This is a genomic window from Frankia sp. AiPs1 (assembly GCF_023716945.1).
GTDB lineage: Bacteria > Actinomycetota > Actinomycetes > Frankiales > Frankiaceae > Frankia.
Window position 1 is genome coordinate 21,750 of sequence record NZ_JAMQQF010000004.1, and the last position, 16,835, is coordinate 38,584.

Sequence of the window (16,835 nt, forward strand, 5' to 3'; positions counted from 1 at the left end):
GTATGCTTCTCGAGAACGCGTTCGAGCATCTCGAGATTGAAATCAGTGGCGCCATTACCACCGTCTGGCTCGCGCGTCCACCGGTAAACTCGGTCTCGCAGGCCATGTACCGTGAACTCGAGGTGTTCTTCTCGTCGCACGACGCCTACGCCCCCAGCACGAAGGCCATCGTGCTTGCCGGCCGGGGTCGTCACTTCTGCGCGGGTAATGATCTGCACGAGTTCGGAACGCTGACCCCGGAGAACTCCGACGAAAGAATGGCCGAGGTCCGCGCCGCTTTCTTTGCCATCCAGGACTGCCCGGTCGCCGTGGTCGGCGCGGTACAGGGCGCGGCGGTGGGCACCGGCCTCGCGATCGCCGCCTCGTGCGACTTCGTGGTTGCCGCCGACAATGCGCGGTTCTGCACCCCGGAGATCGGCGTCGGAATCATGGGGGGCGCCCGTCACCTCGCCCGCCTGGTGCCCGAGCCGATTCTGCGCTGGATGTATCTGACCGGAGAGCCGATCGATGTGCGCCGGCTCGAGGCGTTGGGTGCCGTCCTCGCGGTGACCACACCGGAAGCGGTGGTCGCCCGGGCTCGCGAGCACGCAGGCCGCGTCGTCCGGCACAGCTCGGCCGCGATCCGGATGGCCAAGCGCAGCCTGAACGCCATCGAGGTCATGGATCTTCAGCCCGGCTACACGTTTGAACAGGGCCTCACCCGGGAGCTTTCGGGTCATCCTGATTCGGTGGAGGCGCGCCGGGCCACGCTCGAACAACGGATCCCGAACTACTCCGCGTGATGTTGTTGCCCCGGTCGGCTGAGATCAGCGCGTACGCGGGGCGATCCACAGGCCTTCTGCCTCGGCGACCAGCCTGTCGCCGTGGCACAGTTCGCCGCGGAGGAAGCGCTTGCGGCCATCCACGGCCTCGATCCAGACCCGGCAGTGGAGCTCGACATCCAACGGAGCCAAGCTCCGGTAGTCGATTCGGAGGAAAGCGGTGCGGGCTACGCCGCCGGTCACGGATCCGTTGGCGACCATTCCGAGCGCGTCGTCGAAGAAGAGGCTGAGCGCACCGCCGTGAACGGATGCGGTGCCGCCGAACCGAGGGCTGAACTGAACGCGTCCGACCAGCTGCCCAGTATCCCCGGCGTCGATGGCGAATGCCGGGACGAGACCGCGCTCCGCGGGGTTGAAGCGAGGGTTTCCGGGCGCATGCGCGGGTGCTTCCACGTTCTCAGGCAGAGTTGGCAGCGATCGCAGGGCATCCTCCACCTGCGTCAGGGCTCGCTCGCATTTTCTCAGCGTGTCGGCGTCGGGCTCGATCACCGCAAGTCGATCGAGTATGCGAACCGCGGCGTCGACGGCGTTTCGGTAGGTCCTGCGCTCGAGCGCGGTCGGGGCGCTTGCGACCATGGCATGAATCCTTTCCATCACAAAGAACGGTTGGTGGGCTGGTCGACATGTGCTGATCTATTGACGCGACATCTGGACGTGGCCTACGGTACCTAACGAGCGCTCGATCGAATCTAGCCCGGAGGGATGTCCGATGAGCCATACCGGGGCACGACTCTTCGACGAGTTCACCTTGCGCGAGGTCACCCTGCGCAACCGCGCGGTCCTCTCTCCGATGTGTCAGTACTCCGCCACCGACGGGCTCGCGAACGACTACCACCTGGTCCACCTGGGGCGGTTCGCGCTGGGTGGATTCGGTCTCGTCATGGCCGAGGCCACCGCAGTAACCGCTGATGGGCGGCTGACCTACGGTGACCTCGGGCTATGGAGCGACGACCAGATCGACCCGTTGCGCCGGATCGCCGACTGTGTGCGCGGGGCGGGCGCGTGCTTCGGGATCCAGCTCGCCCACGCCGGCCCGAAGGCGGCCACGCTCCCGCCCTGGGCGTCCGAGCCGGACCGGCCGGCGTCGGGCCGGTGGGAGATTCGGTCGGTTACGGACGCGCCGTACCTCGAGGGGTGGCAGCGCCCCGTGGCGCTGCGGTCCGAGGAGCTCGCGGCGCAGCTCGATCTCTGGCGCTCCGCCGCCGAGCGTGCGCACCGGGTCGGTGCGGACGCCATCGAGCTGCATATGGCCCACGGGTATCTCCTGCACTCCTTCCTCTCGCCACTGAGCAACACGCGTGAAGACAACTACGGCGGCTCCCTCGAGGGTCGGATGCGGTTCCCTCTTCAGGTCGTCGACGCCGTGCGGGCCGCCTGGCCGGACGGCAAGCCGTTGCTGGTCCGCGTCGCAGCCGTCGACAACGGCACCGACGGCATCGACATCGAGCAGACCGTCGAGTTCGCCCGGCGCCTGAGGGCACTCGGGGTTGACGCGGTCGACTGCTCCTCGGGAGGCTACGGAGGCAGTTACACCCACGGGATCCGACCCGGCTACCAGGTCGGTTGGGCCGGCGAGATACGGGCCCGCGCCGGCGTGCCGACGGTCGCGGTGGGTCTGGTGACCGAACCAGCGCAGGCGGACGCCATCGTGCGGGACGGGCACGCCGACCTCGTCGCACTCGGCCGTGAGGCGCTCGCGAATCCCAGCTGGCCGGTGCACGCGCGCGACCAGCTCGGCCAGTACGATTTCGCCGATCGCTTCGACCTTCTGCCGATCCAGAGCAGATCCTGGCTGGCCAAGCGGCAACGGCAGTTGGACCGTCTCACGCGTGGTGAGCGGCCGGCGGGTGGGCGGTGATGAGTGGTCCGGAGGAGTTGGTCGACCGGCTGGAGGAGCTCTGGGTGCGGGCGAAGTGCGTCGAACTCGGCGCCCGTTACTGTCACGGCGTCGACCGGGCTGACCAGGAGACGTTCCTGTCGATTTGGCACAGCCGAGGCGAGTACGTCATCGGCCGGCGATCCGGGCGCTTCTCCGGTCACACCGAGCTCGCCACCGCTCTGGACTTCGTGCGCGCGGCGTACGCCTCGACGCACCACTGGACCACGAACCAGGTGGTGACCCGGTCGGGCCCCGACTCGGCGACCGGGGTCAGCGACTCCTTTGCGATCTGCGTCGACCATGACGACCGGCCGAGCCTCGTGGCGGCCACGTACGATGACGAATACCGGCTCGTCGACGGTGAATGGAAGATTCTTCGTCGTATCGTGCGCAGGTGGCTGGTCACGGATGGAATCGAGGTGGCCGTCCGGCACCTGGCATCGCAAGGGATGGGGAGGAAGGCAGACCCGTGAGAATCGCAGGGTCCAACCGTGACGAGACCTGGAAGCGGGTGCGTGCCGCTGGTGTGAGTCTGCTGTACCGCCACGGCTTTGAAGCTATGAACACGCGACAGCTCGCTGAGGCGGCCGGTCTCAAGCCGGGGTCGCTGTACTACTACTTCTCCAGCAAGGAAGATTTTCTGCACCGTCTCCTGGTCGACCTGCTCGACGAGATCCTCCTGGACCTCGAGCAGAACCTCGAAGGCCTGACGGAGCCCGTCTCTCGACTCGAGGCCTACGTTCGCACCCTCGTCCGGTGGCACGTCGTCCGACGTGAGGAGACATTCATCGCGAGCATCGAGGTCCGGTCGCTCACGCATGATCGACAGGAGTCTTACCTGCAACGGCGGGATCGGTTCGATCTGATCCTCGCCGAGATCCTTCAGGACGGCGCTGCTGCCGGGATCTTCGATCTCACCCACCCTCGGATCACGCGGAACGCCATCCTGTCCTCGCTGACCGCGATTTCCAGCTGGTATGACCCTGCCGGCCCCTTCGGGCTCGAAGTGCTGACCATGGACTTCCTTGAACTGACGCGCCGCATGGTCGGCCTGAAATGAGCTGGCTGACGCGCCGCCGACGGTGTGCGGCGTAGCCCCGGCGCGCATCTCGAGGTCGAAGCACCGGCGTTACCGACACATTCGTCGTCCTGACCACCCGGTAGTTGTCCGGGCTGGTCTCTGATCGCGCGCCAGGGCGGTCGCGGAGACGCACCGGCCGCTTCCAACACCAGCCACCTGGTCAGCGCGATCACCTTCGGTACCTCAACAGCCGCGGGCGCCGCTCGGGCGCGGGCGGCTGGAGCGCGTCCCCGCGCTGGCCCCAGCGCCGGATCGGCCGCACCGGCGTCCGCCGTCCCCGTTGACCACGCGTGGCGAGTGACAGTAGTGTAATGAATCAAGCGTCCGCTCGAATAGTGAGACCGACCACAGGCGCCGCACGATCAAGGAGACGGCGATGGAGCGCAAGCAGCTCAAGGGAACCCGGCTGGCCGCGGGGATGCGTTTGTTCGATCCGGCCGAGGTCCAGCGTTTCCGGGCTGAGGGACAGTGGCGTCATCGGACCTTCCTGGACGACTTTCTCGATCACGCCGACAGCACTCCGGACAAGGCCGCCGTCGTCTCCTACGCCAAGGGCCGCCTGCTGCCGGAGACCGTGACCTATGGCCAGCTGCGTGCCTATGTCGACCGGTTCGCCGCGGCGTTACTTGACATCGGCACCGGCCCGGGGAAGGTGGTGTCGATCCAGGTTGCGAACGGCTGGGAAGGCCCGGCACTGGCGCTCGCCACCATGCGCGTCGGTGCGGTTCCCAACCCGATCCCGATCATCTATCGGGAGCACGAGGTGCGGCACATGCTCGAGGAGGCGGGGAGCGCGGTGTATGTCGCGCCCCAGCACTTCCGCGGATACGACTTCGCGGAGATGGGGGCTCGCCTCCACCGCGAGATCGCGTCGCTGGAGCACGTGTACTTCATCAACGCCGACGATGCCGTCAGCAGCGAACTGCACTTCGCGCGCCAGTTTATTGAGCCTCGGCGGGAGTTAGATCCGGCTCTCGGCGCGACACTCGATTCGCTGCGTCCGGGAGCCGACGACCTCGCGATGCTGGTATTCACCTCCGGCACGACAGGCAAGCCCAAGGCGGCCCTGCACACCTTCAACACCGCATGGTCCGGCTATCGCAACGTCATTGTGAACGCCCTGGATCTGAAGTCCGACGACATTGCGTTCATGGCATCGACCCTGGGGCATCTGACCGGATTCATCCACGGCATGCTCGTCCCCCTCTCCCTGGGGCAGAAGGTCGTCTACCAGGACCAGTGGGACGTCGACCAGATGCTGGACCTGCTGGAGACCGAAGGGCTCACCTGGACGCTCTCGGCCACCACCTTCGCACTCGACATGGTCGACGCGCAGAAGCACCGCCCCCGGCCGCTCGCCAGCAAACTTCGGGCCTTCGCCTGCGGCGGTGCCTCGATCCCGCCCGGCGTCGCGGTCGACATGGACCAGATCTTCTCGACGAGCCTGGTCCCCCTGTGGGGGTGCTCCGAGACCGGGATCGCCAGCATCCACCACCTCGGTGCCGCACTGGACGTGCTCGACGCGAGCGACGGCTACCCGGTGCCCTGGCAGGAGACCCGGGTGGTGGACGACGACCTGGCGCCGGTTCCCGCGGGGACGATCGGCAATCTGCAGGTACGCGGGCCCGGGGTGTTCGCCGGCTATTTCGGCCGGGAGGATCTCACCCTGGATGCGTTCACCGCGGATGGGTGGTACGACACCGGAGACCTCGGCAAGGTCCTTCCGGACGGCGCGATCCGGATCGCGGGGAGAAGCAAGGACATCATCATTCGAGGTGGCCAGAACATCTCCGCGGTCGAGATCGAGAGCGCGCTCTACAAGCACCCGGAGGTCCAGGAGGTCGCGGTCGTCGCCTATCCCGACGAGCGGCTCGGCGAGCGGGTCTGCGCCATGGTCGTTCCGCGCCCGTCCGGCTCCTCGCTCACACTGGAGAACGTCGCCCGCTTCCTCGACGCGGCCGGCATGGCGAAGCCGTTCTGGCCGCAGCGTCTGGTCCTGGTGGACCAGCTCCCTCGCACGCCCTCAGGAAAGGTCCAGAAGTTCGTGCTGCGCAGGGAACTCGCCGACGTACTGCGAGAGGAGCAGGCATGACCGCCCGCTCGCTGCCAGGCGCCCGCCGGTGGGCGGACGGATGAGTGCGAACCAGGGCCCGCCGGTCTACATCTCCGGATCGGCTCAGGAGATCGTCGGCCGCGGCCGGCCGGCCCCGGCGTACCTGAATCTGCTCGCCGCGGCCGCCGCCGATGCCGTCGCCGACGCGGGCCTCGACCGAGCGGCCATCGACGGTCTGGTGCTCTCCTCCTCGATCCCGCAGCCGTTCGAACGTAATCCCGCCGAGGTCGCCGAGTATCTGGGCCTCGGGGCCGCCTATACGGCGATGGCCCCCTACGGCGGCCGGCCGGCCACCGACGTCCTGCACCTCGCCCGCTCGGCCGTTCGCGCCGGACTCGCCACCAACGTGCTCGTGCTGTCGGCCGACACCTTCGCCTCCACGCTCGGCCTCGAGGGGGCGATCGACCTCTATATGAAGAGTTTCGACGCCAGCTACGAGCGACCGTTCGGTCCGCTGATCCCGACGGCTTTCGCGCTCATGGCCGCCCGGCACGTCCACGACTACGGCACCAGCATGGAGCAGCTCGCCCGGGTCGCGGTCAGCATCCGCAAGCACGGCCTGCTCAACCCACACACCGAGGTGTCGGGCGAGCTGACCGTGCGATCCGTCGTCGACGACGTCCTGGTGTCGACGCCGCTGACGCGGTCGATGCTCGCCCTGATCTCCACCGGTGGGGCGCAGGGCTTCGTCGTGACCCGCGAGCGGGTCGACCGCCGCTCGGTGGCGCTGCTGGGGTACGGCGAGGCGAGTGCGTTCATGAGCCTGTCCCAGGCGCCGAGTCTGGTCCACTTCGCGCACATCCGCCGGGCCGCGGACCTCGCTCTGCGACAGGCGGGCGCGGAGCTGACGGACGTCGACTTCGTGCAGTTCTACGATCCGGCCACGATCGTGCCCCTGATCCTGCTGGAGTCGATCGGATTCTGCGGTCCGGGCGAGGGCGGCGCCTTCGTCGAGGACGGTGCCATCGAGATCGGTGGCCGTCTGCCGATGAACACCCACGGCGGCACGCTGGCCTTCCGCCATCCCGGCATGGGCGCCGCCCTCGACTCGGTCGTCGAGGCGGTCACCCAGCTTCGCGGTGAGGCGGGGCCGAGGCAGGTGCGGGACGCCGGGCTCGGGCTCGTGCACGGACAGGGGAGCTGGCTGGCGAACAACGGGTTCCTGATCCTGGGGAGGTCGTGATGAACGACAGCGCCGACGCGGTGAGGGCCGACGCGGTGAGGGCCGACGCGGTGCGGAAGGTCGACCCGTCCGGCGACGTGGAGGCCACCTTCTGGGACGGCTGCTCGCGCCGGGAGTTCTGGCTCCAGCACTGCACGGCCTGCGACGCCTGGCAGTTCTACCCGCGTAGCCTCTGCTCGCACTGCTGGGCTCCCACCTCGGAGCTCGAGTGGCGTCGGCCGGCTGGCGGCGCGGTCCTCGAGTCCTTCAGCGTGGTGCACCGCGGCAGCGGCCCGTTCGCCGGCTACGCACCGTACGTCGTGGCCCTGGTCCGCTTCGACGAGGGGCCGATCATGATGTCCAACGTCGTGGGTGACGTCGAGGGCCTGGCCATCGGGGACCGCCTGGAGCTGGACTTCGCCGAGCGGGCCGGCCGTGTCGTCCCGGTCTTCACCCGGGCGGGCAAACTGTCATGAGTGAGAGCGTGCTCATCACCGGGGCCAGCGCTGGCCTGGGCGCCGGCATGGCGCGGATCTTCGCCGCGCGCGGCGCCGACCTTGCGATCACGGCTCGCCGCCTCGACCGGCTGAACGAGCTCCGTACCGCCGTCGTGACGGAGCACCCGGGCCGGACCGTCGCGACCTACGCCCTGGACGTCAACGACCACGACGCCGTCTTCGAGGCGTTCGAAGCCGCGGCGCAGCACCTCGGGCACCTGGACCGGATCATCGTCAACGCCGGGCTGGGGAAGGGCTCGGCGGTCGGGGCGGGGCACTTGCGCGGCAACCGCGACACCGCTCTGACCAACTTCGTAGGCGGCATCGCCCAGTGCGAGGCCGCCATGCGCATCCTGTACCGGCAGGGCCGCGGCCAGCTCGTGGTGATCTCCTCGGTGGTGGCCGCCCGAGGCATGCCCGGACCGATGAACGTGTACGCCGCCTCGAAGGTGGCACTCACCCACCTCGCCGAGGGCATCCGCGGGGATGTCCGGGCCAAGGGGCTTCCCATCACGGTCTCGACGATCCGGCCGGGCTACATCGACTCGGAGATGCAGAGCAGGTCCGGGCGACGCCACCCGCTGCTGATGGACGCGGACGTCGGCTGCACGGCGATGGTCGACGCCATCCAGCGAGAGGTCCGTGACGCCTGCGTGCCGCGCTGGCCCTGGACGGCGTTCGCCGCCGGCCTGAAGGTCCTGCCCATGTCCGTCGTCCGTCGGATGGTCTGACCCGGCGCCCTCTCTGTGCGGAAAGAGGCTCCTGATGAGCTACCAGCATGTCCGGCTCGAGCGGGTCGGCGCCACGCGCGTCGTCACCATCGACAACCCGCCGGTGAACGCCCTCCATCCCGACGTCGCGGCGGACATCGAGCGAGCGGCGCGCGAGGTCGAGGAGGACACCACGGCCCGGTCGATGATTCTGACCGGGGCGGGACGGTGTTTCGTCGCCGGTGGCGACATCCGGTACTTCACCGAGATCGACCGCCGGGGCGCGGCCGACATGGCACTGCGGGTGCAGCGCATGCAGAACACCCTGTTCGATCTTCGGGTCCCGGTGATCGCGGCGGTCAACGGGCACGCCCTCGGGGGCGGTCTGGAGCTCCTGCTGTCCTGTGACTTCGCCATTGCCGACGAGCGGGCGAAGATCGGTGTCACCGAGGTGCAACTCGGCCTGATCCCCGGCGCGGGTGGAACGCAGATGCTGTTTTCAGCTCTTCCCGTCGGCACGGCGAAGCGGCTGTTGTTCACCGGCGACCGGTTGACGGCCACCGAGGCTGCGCGGATCGGCCTCGTCGACCAGGTGTGCGACGAAGGGAAGGCCGTCGAGGCCGCGCTCGACGTCGCCGCCCGGATCAACTCCGCGGGGCCGTTGGCCGTCGAAGCGGCGAAGCGGTCGGCCAACTACCGCCTGCGGCATTCGCTCGACGAGGGACATCGACGCGAGGTCGAGATCTTTGCCGCTCTGTTCGAGACCGCGGACCACCGTGAGGGCATCGCCGCCTTCCTCGAGCGCCGCGCTCCCGCGTACGAGCGACGGTGAGGACTGTGGACGGGGACGTCGCCGTCGTCACGGGGGGCGGTGGAGGTCTCGGCGCTGCGGTGTCCCGGCGCCTGGCCGACGACGGCTGGAGCGTGGTGGTCGTCGACATCGTCCCGGAGGGCGCACGGGCGGTGGCGGAGTCCATCACCTCGGCCGGCGGCCGGGCCGTCGTGGCGGTCGCTGACATCAGCGACCCGGCGCGGGTCGATGAGCTCAGGGACGAGGCTGCGGCGGCGTTCGGCCGACCGGTGGCCGCGCTCGTGAACCTGGCCGGTGCGGTGCGTAACTCGGTCCTGTCCAAGCTGTCCGACGCAGACTTCGAGCTCGTGCTGCGGACGCACCTGTTCGCGACGATGCACACGGTGCGTGCCTTCGGGCCCGGGATGAAGGCCGCGGGCTTCGGCCGGATCGTGAACACGAGCTCGGTGGCGGCGCGTGGGGTCGTCGCCGGGATCAGCTACAGCTCGGCCAAGGGCGGGATCGAAGGCCTGACCCGGTCGGCCGCGGTCGAGCTGGCCCGCCACGGGGTCACGGTCAACTGCATCGAGCCCGGCGTGATCGCCACCGGAATGTTCCTCGGCACGCCGGCGGAGTTCCAGGCGGCCCAGGTGGCCCAGATCCCGGTGGGCCGGGCGGGCCACCCCGAGGAGATCGCGGCGGCCGTCTCCTTCCTGGTCTCGCCCGAGTCGGCCTACATCACGGGGCAGACCCTGACGGTCTGCGGCGGGCTTTCGGTCGGCGCCCTGCGCTGAGCTGGTGCACGGCTCTTGACCCCGGGACCTGTGTTCCCCACAATATCGAACGGGCGCTTGATTTTATTTCAGGGAGATGCGAGATGCGACTTGCCGTCGTACACATCAACGCCGAGCGTGGATCCGAGCCGTACACCGAGATGGTCACCGAGGTCTTCAACCGCGTGAAGCGTCCGGAGACCGAGATCGTTCACCGCTGGGCCAGGCTCAGGCGCGCCTCCGACACCGTCTTCGGCTACCCGTACCTGCTGAACGCCGTCGACGTGATCCACAACATCCTGGATGCCGGTCGCAGCGGGGTCGACGGCGCGATGGTCGCGTGCAGCGGGGACCCGGGCATCACCGAGGCGCGCACCCTGGTCGACATCCCGGTCGTCGGCCCCTGGGAGGCGACGCTCCATCTCGCGAGCTCCTACGCCTACCGGTTCGGCGTGGTGACGGTCGAGGACCGCGCCTGGGCGGAGACCTGTCACAGCCTGATCGCCCGCAACGGTCTGCTGGACCGGTGCGTCGGCGTCGAACGGATCGAGACGCCGTCGGCGAAGGCGTTCACCGAAGGCTTCGGCAATCCGGACTTCGTGGTGGAGGACATTCGCCGCCAGGCCGGGAAGCTCGTCGACCGGGGCGCCGGTGCCATCGTCATCGGCTCGGCCGGTCTGAGCACGATGGCGGCGGCCGCGGGTCTGCACAGCATCGACGGCGGAATCCCGGTCTTCGAGACCCTCAGCGTCGGGCTCAAGACACTCGAGCTGCGCGTCGAGCTGACCCAGAAGGGCGGCCTTCCCCCGACCAGTCGCACGGGCTACACCCAGCGGCTCGCCGAGGCCGACACCGATCGCGTCCGGGCCCTGTTCGGGCTCTGAGCGCGGGTTCAACCAGAGGAGAAGAAGATGGTGAACGCTTCCGTTGCCCACTCGCTGCTGACCGAGGAGGAGCGCGAGTTCCAGACGGTGGTGCGCCGATTCATGGACACGCACGTCCGGCCGATCGTGCCCGACATGGAACGCGCGGGACGGCCGCCGGCCGAGCTGCTCAAGCTGATGGGGGACCAGGGGCTGCTCGGCTGCTTTGCTCCGGAGGAGTACGGCGGTGGCGGCGGAAGCCTGATGACCCGGGCCATCGTGGCCGAGGAGACGGCGCGGGTGGATGCCGGCCTCGATGCCACGCTCTTCGTGAACATGAGCCTGATCGCGCGCCACCTGATCAAACGAGGCACCGAGGGACAGAAGCGCAAGTACCTCGTGCCGCTCATCGCGGGAACATCGTCGGCGTCCATCTGCCTGACCGAGCCGCACGGCGGTTCGGACGCGCTCAGTCCCAGGACGACAGCCCGGCTCGACGGGGACGAGTGGGTCATCGACGGCTCCAAGACCTTCATCACCAACGCTCCGATCGCGGACGTCTTCCTGGTGTTCGCCCGGACCAGCGGCGAGAACCGCCGAGCCCGGGGTGGCACCGCGTTCTTTGTCGAGAAGGACACCCCTGGCCTGTCGGTGGGCCAGCCCTTCGACAAGCTTTCGCTGCGGAGTTCGCCGACCGCCGAGGTCTTTCTGGACAATGTGCGGGTCTCGCGGGACCAGGTACTCGGCGAGGTCGACATGGGCTTCTACTACATGCTCGAGGGCCTCGACCTGGAGCGGGTGTTCGAGGGGGCGTCCAACACCGGCATAGCCCAGGCCTGCCTGGAGCTGGCGGTGGAGTACTCCGGCCAGCGGACGGTATTCGGCGAACAGCTCTCGTCCTACCAGCTGACCCAGGACAAGATCGCCCGAATCGCGACCGGTGTGGAGATGTCCCGCGTGATGTTCTATCACCTCATCCGCGAGCTGGAGCGGGGCGAGGAGCTCACCAGATCCTCGGCGATCCTCAAGCTCTACAGCTCGCAGGTGGCGGTCGAGGCTTCGCGGGAGGTGGTCCAGATCCTCGGCGGCTACGGCCTGATGGAGGAGTACCCCGCCGCGCGGCTCTACCGCGACGCCAAGCACCACGAGATCGGCGCGGGCACCAGCGAGATCATGAAGGTGATCATCGCCCGCGAGACCTACAAGGCCGCTGGTGCGGGACGATGAGCATCGAAACCAACCGCTACCTCACCGAGGACGCGCTCGAGCTCCGTTCCGTCGTGCGCCGGTTCGTGTCCGAGAAGATGTCGCGTTCCGACGCCGCGGGGTGGGACAAGGCGGCGCATTTCCCGCGCCCCGTCCTCGACGAGTTGGCCGAGCTGGGCGTGATGGGCCTGGCCATCCCGGAGGAGCACGGCGGTGTCGGTCGCGACATCCACGCGACGCTGATGGTGATCGAGGAGCTGTCGAAGCGGAGCATGGCCGTGGCCATCCCGTACATCATGGCCGCCTGCTACGCCGGGATGACGGTCGTCGACTGCGCCTCGAAGGAACAGAAGGCGCAGTGGCTGCCGGAGATCGCGGCCGGGCGCATGCTGTTCGCCTACGGCTGGACGGAGCCGGATGTCGGGGCCGACCTGGCGAGTGTGAGAACCACGGTGCGGCGCGACGGTGACGAGCTGGTCATCAACGGTGCCAAACGCTTCTGCACCGGCGCCGGCCTCAGCGACTACATCTACACGCTGGCGAACTCCGACCCCGGCGGAGCGAGGTACCGCAACCTGAGCCTGGTCCTCGTCCCGCCCGACGCCGAGGGCGTGACCATCACGCCGATCGACGCGATGGGCATCAAGGGCAGCCAGACGACCGATGTCGTCTTCGACGACGTGCGAGTGCCGGCCGACCTGCTGATGGGGGGTGAGGACGGGTGGAACCGCGGTTGGTCGATGATCACTGGGACCGGTCTCGACGTCGAGAAGCTCGAGGTCGCGGCCATGGCGCTGGGCCTGGGGATCGCCGCGTACGAGGACGCGCTGGCCTACGCCGAGCAACGCGAGCAGTTCGGTGTGCCGATCCTGAAGCACCAGTCGGTCGCGCACACCTTGGCGGACATGCGGGTCCAGCTCTACGCGTCGCGCCTGGTTCTCGACGATGCCGCCGAGTTGGCCGACCGGAACGACGTCTGTGGCGTGCAGACGTCCATGGCGAAGCTCTTCGTCACCGAGACCTGCCGGCAGGTCGTGCTCGACGCCCAGACGATCCTCGGCGCGTACGGGTATGTCGCCGACTTCGATGTGGAGCGCTACGTCCGCGATGCCCTCCTGATGCCGATCATCGGTGGCTCGTCGGCGATCCAGCGCAACAACATCCACAACTGGTCGCGTCGGCGCTGATGGCCGTCCGTCCGTGACCGGACCCTGGAGGAACATCGTGCGTAGGGCGGGTGCGGCTGACCTGGCACCTCGAATACCGATCTACCGGTCGCACGCTCGAATCCTTGTTGACCAACTTCCCGCATCGCTCTAGTCTCGAGCGCTCTCACCAGATTCAGCGGCGTCAGGTCGGAGCTGTCATGACATGTTCTCCCGTTCCTGCCGACCTCACCCGCTTCGTGGGCCGGGAGCAGGAGTGCGTCCAGATCGCGGAGCTCCTGTCCTGCTCGCGGCTGATGACCCTGACCGGACCCGGCGGGGTGGGAAAGACCCGATTAGCCAAAGAGGTGCTGCGCCGGCAGGCGGGCGACCTGGTGGACTCCGTCGTCTTCGTCGAGCTTGCCGAGGTCGCCCACGGCGACCAGGTCACGGCGGCGATCGCCGCGGCGCTGGGCCTGGCGCTGGACAGCGGCGGCGAATCGCTGCCGAGCCTGGGCCGGGCCCTCCAGGAGCGCGACATCCTGCTGGTACTCGACAACTGCGAGCACCTCCTCGCCGCGTGCGGGCGGCTGATGGGCGCCCTGCTGCCCACAGCGCCCGGGGTCAGGGTTCTCGCGACGAGTCGTGAGCCACTCGGCATCTTCGGCGAGCGCACCTGGCGGGTTCCCCCGCTGAGCCTGCCGGCGCCGTCGTCGAACTCCGCTGCCGACAGCGATGCCGTGAAGCTCTTCCTGGACCGGGCGCTGTCGGTCGCACCGGACTTCGTGGTCACCGCCGACCGGCTCCGGATGGTGGGTGAGCTCTGCCGCCGCCTCGACGGCATCCCTCTCGCCATCGAGCTGGCCGCGGTCCGCACGCGCTCCTTCGATCTTCCGCAGATGCTGTCGGATGACGTGCCGATCTTCCGCGTGCTCGACCGGGGGAACGAGGCTGGCCCACGCCGCCACCACACCCTGCGCAAGGCGATCGAGTGGAGCCACGATCTCTGCACGCCCCAGGAGCAGGCCTTGTGGAGCCGGCTGGCGATCTTCAGTGGGTCCTTCAGCCTCGCCGCCGCCCGGGAGGTGTGTGCCGGTGACGGCCTGACCGGGGACGAGATTGTTCCACTGATCGGGAATCTGGTGGAGAAGTCGGTCGTAACCTGCAACGTGATCGAGGCCGCCCCACGCTACCGGCTTCTGGAAAGCCTGCGCGTTTTCGGGCTCGAGCGTTGTGAACAGGTGGAGACGTGGCGTCGTCGGCACCGCGACCACTACCTCGGTCTGGCGCTGGAAAGTACGCACACCTCGACCGGGGACGAGCAGCTCGTCACGGTCCGGCGGCTTCAGGGTGAGCTTCCCAACATCCGCTCCGCCGTCGGCTACTCCCTCTCGCGGAGCTCGGAGCGGCTGATCGGCCTCGAGATGACGGGTGCGCTCTGGTTTTACTGGAATGCCTGTGGCCACCTGCGTGACGGCTGTCGTTGGTTACAACGCGCGCTCGCGGAGAATCCCGAGTCGACGCCGGCGCGCGCAAAGGCCCTGTGGGTGCTCGGGTGGTACGAGATGGTCCAGGGAGACAAGGCCAACGCTCGGTTTCACCTGGAGGCGGCCCGGGACATGGGTCGGGCGATCGGTGACGCCTCGGCGGCCGCGACCGCCATGCAGTTCCTCGGCACGCTCGAAGAGCTGGACGGGAACTCCGAGGGCGCCCTGCTGCTGCTCGAGGACGCCCAGCGCCGCCACCGGAAGGCCGGAGAGGACGGGGCGCTGAGTATCCTCTGCGGCGCCCAGCTCGCAATGCTCCACACTCTCGCCGGCCGGATCGATGAAGGGCGGCGACAGTGCGACGTGGCGGTGGCCCAGGCGGAAGCCCACGACGAGCGGTGGGCGGCCTCCTGGGCGCACTGGAACCGCGGACTGGTCCACCACTTCGCCGGAGAGCCGGCACGTTCCGTCGAGTCACTGCGTATTGCCCTCACCGCCAAGGCATCCCTGCGTGACTGGCTGGGCGCTTCAGCCTGCGTCGAGGTCATGGTGTGGGACGCGGTAGACCTGGGACGGCTGGAGTACGCCGCCCGGCTGCTCGGGATTGGTCGCATGCTGTGCCGGGCCATGGGCGGGCGGCAGCCCCTGTTCGGATCGGCGTTCTTGACGGCGCGACGGGCGGAGTACGTGGAAGGCATCCGTCATGCGACGGGAATCGAGAACTTTGAGCGTGAGTTCGCCGCGGGGCTCGCCCTGGACGTCGAGGATGCCATCGACTTCGTCCTGGACATGTCGTCGGTCCGGGCCAGCCTCACCGTCCCGCCGGACCGCTCGCACGGCGACGCGCTGACCGCTCGCGAGCGGGAGATCAGCCGCTTGATTTACCAGGGGCTGAGCAACGCCGACATCGCCGGGTCGCTCACCATTTCGCGACGCACCGTCGAGGGCCACGTGAACCGAATCCTGGCCAAGCTGAACTTCCGCTCCCGCTCCCAGGTCGCCGTGTGGATGGCACGCCGAGAGCCGGTCGAGTCCGGGCGTTAGAAGCCTGCGACCGTTCACCACCTCGAGTTGACGGGATTGCGGCGGAATACCCGACGAGGAACAGGATCCCGCGCGTCACCGCGCGGGATCTCGTCGATCCCCGCCTCACCCCGGCGAGATGTCCACCGGCGGTCTAGTGCTCGTGCGCGATGATGCCGCGGATGTTCTTGTGCGCCATCAGGTCGTCGTAGCCCTCGTTGACCTGCTCCAAGGTGTAGATGCTCGTGATGAGCTCGTCCAGCTTGACGTGGCCGGTGCGGTAGAGGGAAAGCAGCTTCGGAATGTCGTACAGAGGGTTGCACCCGCCGTAGAGGGAGCCCTGTATCCGCTTGCCCCAGAGTGCCAGCTGAACCCCGGAGAGCTTGATCGTCTCGTCCTCGTACTGACCCATCGACGTGATGACGATGGTTCCGCCCTTGGAAGTCGCCTCGTTGGCCTGCGATACGACCTCGGCGGTCAGCTCGTCGACCGTGATGATGGTGCTGTCGGCGCCGACCCCGCGCGTGAGCTGCGTGACCAGCTCGAGTGCCTCATCCGCCGTGGCGGCGGTGTGCGTCGCCCCGAAGCGCTTCGCGCTCTCCCGTCTGTCCGGCGCGGGATCGACGGCGATCAGGTGCTGCGCGCCGGCGTAGGCCGCACCCTGGACCGCGTTGGTGCCGATGCCGCCGATGCCGTAGATGACCACGGTGTCACCGGGCCGGACCTCGGCCGAGTTGACCGCGGAACCCCAGCCGGTGGGTACCCCGCAGCCGACGAGGGCCGCCTTGTCCAGTGGGAGGTCGTCGTCGATCTTGACGATCGAGTTCTGGTGCACGGTCGCGTACTGACTGAAGGTGCCCAGCGTCATCATCGAGCCGTACTCGCCGCTCTTGCCCCTGAAGGGGAAGCGGCCACCCGGGAGAAAGCCTTCCAGGCCGTTCGCGCCGAGGTCGCACAGTCGGGAGTTGCCGGTCGCACACCAGCGGCACCGGCCGCACACAGGGTAGAAAGAAGCGACGAAGTGGTCGCCGGGATGGAAACCGGTGACGTTGGACCCGGCCTCGAGGATCTCGCCGGCTCCCTCATGGCCGAAGACCATCGGGGCTCGGAAGGGGAGGTGGCCCTTCACCATGTGGAGATCGGAATGGCAGAGGCCGGAGTAGTCGTAGCGGACGAGCACCTCCTCGGCCCCCGGCTTGACGATCTCGAGCTCCTCGATCTCGAACGGCTTGCCCGCCTCGTAGAGGACTGCGGCCTTGGTCTTCACGGCAGTGGTCCCTTTCCT

The 16,835-nt window shown here is 68.3% G+C and carries 16 protein-coding genes; 14 read left to right on the forward strand and 2 right to left on the reverse strand.

Annotation, left to right across the window (positions count from 1 at the left end; genetic code table 11):
* The first annotated feature begins 2 nt into the window (after positions 1 to 2).
* Complete coding sequence (locus ND748_RS01425; protein WP_251743490.1) at positions 3 to 782, forward strand: enoyl-CoA hydratase-related protein; 780 nt, start codon at positions 3 to 5, stop codon at positions 780 to 782.
* A gap of 24 nt (positions 783 to 806) precedes the next feature.
* Here ND748_RS01425 and ND748_RS01430 read toward each other — a convergent pair whose 3' ends face one another.
* Positions 807 to 1,397, reverse strand: a complete 591-nt coding sequence (locus tag ND748_RS01430; RefSeq protein WP_251743491.1) for a PaaI family thioesterase — start codon at positions 1,395 to 1,397, stop codon at positions 807 to 809.
* A 133-nt stretch (positions 1,398 to 1,530) separates the two neighbouring features.
* On the opposite strand from ND748_RS01430, the gene ND748_RS01435 reads away from it, so the two are divergent.
* The 13 genes from ND748_RS01435 to ND748_RS01495 all read left to right on the forward strand — a co-directional run bounded on the left by ND748_RS01435 (position 1,531) and on the right by ND748_RS01495 (position 15,571).
* Positions 1,531 to 2,679: an NADH:flavin oxidoreductase/NADH oxidase gene (locus tag ND748_RS01435; RefSeq protein WP_251743492.1), complete on the forward strand. Its 1,149-nt coding sequence runs from the start codon at positions 1,531 to 1,533 to the stop codon at positions 2,677 to 2,679.
* On the forward strand, positions 2,679 to 3,173 hold the full coding sequence (locus ND748_RS01440) for a nuclear transport factor 2 family protein (protein WP_251743494.1): 495 nt from the start codon (positions 2,679 to 2,681) through the stop codon (positions 3,171 to 3,173). Before ND748_RS01435 ends, ND748_RS01440 begins: the two co-directional genes overlap by 1 nt.
* Entirely contained in the window at positions 3,170 to 3,760 is a 591-nt protein-coding gene (locus ND748_RS01445; RefSeq protein WP_011601446.1) for a TetR/AcrR family transcriptional regulator, read from the forward strand. The genes ND748_RS01440 and ND748_RS01445 overlap by 4 nt, the downstream gene beginning before the upstream one ends.
* Positions 3,761 to 4,157: 397 nt before the next feature.
* Positions 4,158 to 5,873: an AMP-binding protein gene (locus ND748_RS01450; protein WP_251743495.1), complete on the forward strand. Its 1,716-nt coding sequence runs from the start codon at positions 4,158 to 4,160 to the stop codon at positions 5,871 to 5,873.
* 40 nt (positions 5,874 to 5,913) lie between these two features.
* Complete coding sequence (locus tag ND748_RS01455; RefSeq protein ID WP_251743496.1) at positions 5,914 to 7,077, forward strand: thiolase family protein; 1,164 nt, start codon at positions 5,914 to 5,916, stop codon at positions 7,075 to 7,077.
* Positions 7,077 to 7,532 (forward strand): Zn-ribbon domain-containing OB-fold protein, encoded by a 456-nt coding sequence (locus ND748_RS01460; protein ID WP_251743497.1) that lies wholly within the window; start codon positions 7,077 to 7,079, stop codon positions 7,530 to 7,532. The genes ND748_RS01455 and ND748_RS01460 overlap by 1 nt, the downstream gene beginning before the upstream one ends.
* Complete coding sequence (locus tag ND748_RS01465; RefSeq protein ID WP_251743498.1) at positions 7,529 to 8,284, forward strand: SDR family oxidoreductase; 756 nt, start codon at positions 7,529 to 7,531, stop codon at positions 8,282 to 8,284. The genes ND748_RS01460 and ND748_RS01465 overlap by 4 nt, the downstream gene beginning before the upstream one ends.
* A 34-nt stretch (positions 8,285 to 8,318) precedes the next feature.
* Positions 8,319 to 9,095, forward strand: a complete 777-nt coding sequence (locus ND748_RS01470; RefSeq protein ID WP_251743499.1) for an enoyl-CoA hydratase/isomerase family protein — start codon at positions 8,319 to 8,321, stop codon at positions 9,093 to 9,095.
* A complete protein-coding gene (locus ND748_RS01475) occupies positions 9,092 to 9,847 on the forward strand; it encodes an SDR family NAD(P)-dependent oxidoreductase (protein WP_251743500.1) in 756 nt (251 codons plus the stop codon). The genes ND748_RS01470 and ND748_RS01475 overlap by 4 nt, the downstream gene beginning before the upstream one ends.
* An 83-nt stretch (positions 9,848 to 9,930) precedes the next feature.
* Complete coding sequence (locus tag ND748_RS01480; protein WP_011601454.1) at positions 9,931 to 10,710, forward strand: aspartate/glutamate racemase family protein; 780 nt, start codon at positions 9,931 to 9,933, stop codon at positions 10,708 to 10,710.
* Between the two features lie 27 nt (positions 10,711 to 10,737).
* Positions 10,738 to 11,916 carry an acyl-CoA dehydrogenase family protein gene (locus ND748_RS01485; RefSeq protein ID WP_251743502.1) on the forward strand — a complete coding sequence of 393 codons (1,179 nt, stop codon included), beginning with the start codon at positions 10,738 to 10,740 and terminating at the stop codon, positions 11,914 to 11,916.
* A complete protein-coding gene (locus ND748_RS01490; RefSeq protein WP_251743504.1) occupies positions 11,913 to 13,082 on the forward strand; it encodes an acyl-CoA dehydrogenase family protein in 1,170 nt (389 codons plus the stop codon). Before ND748_RS01485 ends, ND748_RS01490 begins: the two co-directional genes overlap by 4 nt.
* Positions 13,083 to 13,261: 179 nt before the next feature.
* Positions 13,262 to 15,571: a LuxR C-terminal-related transcriptional regulator gene (locus ND748_RS01495; protein WP_251743505.1), complete on the forward strand. Its 2,310-nt coding sequence runs from the start codon at positions 13,262 to 13,264 to the stop codon at positions 15,569 to 15,571.
* Between the two features lie 133 nt (positions 15,572 to 15,704).
* On the opposite strand, the gene ND748_RS01500 is transcribed toward ND748_RS01495, so the two are convergent.
* A complete protein-coding gene (locus ND748_RS01500) occupies positions 15,705 to 16,817 on the reverse strand; it encodes a Zn-dependent alcohol dehydrogenase (RefSeq protein WP_251743506.1) in 1,113 nt (370 codons plus the stop codon).
* Between the last annotated feature and the right edge of the window lie 18 nt (positions 16,818 to 16,835).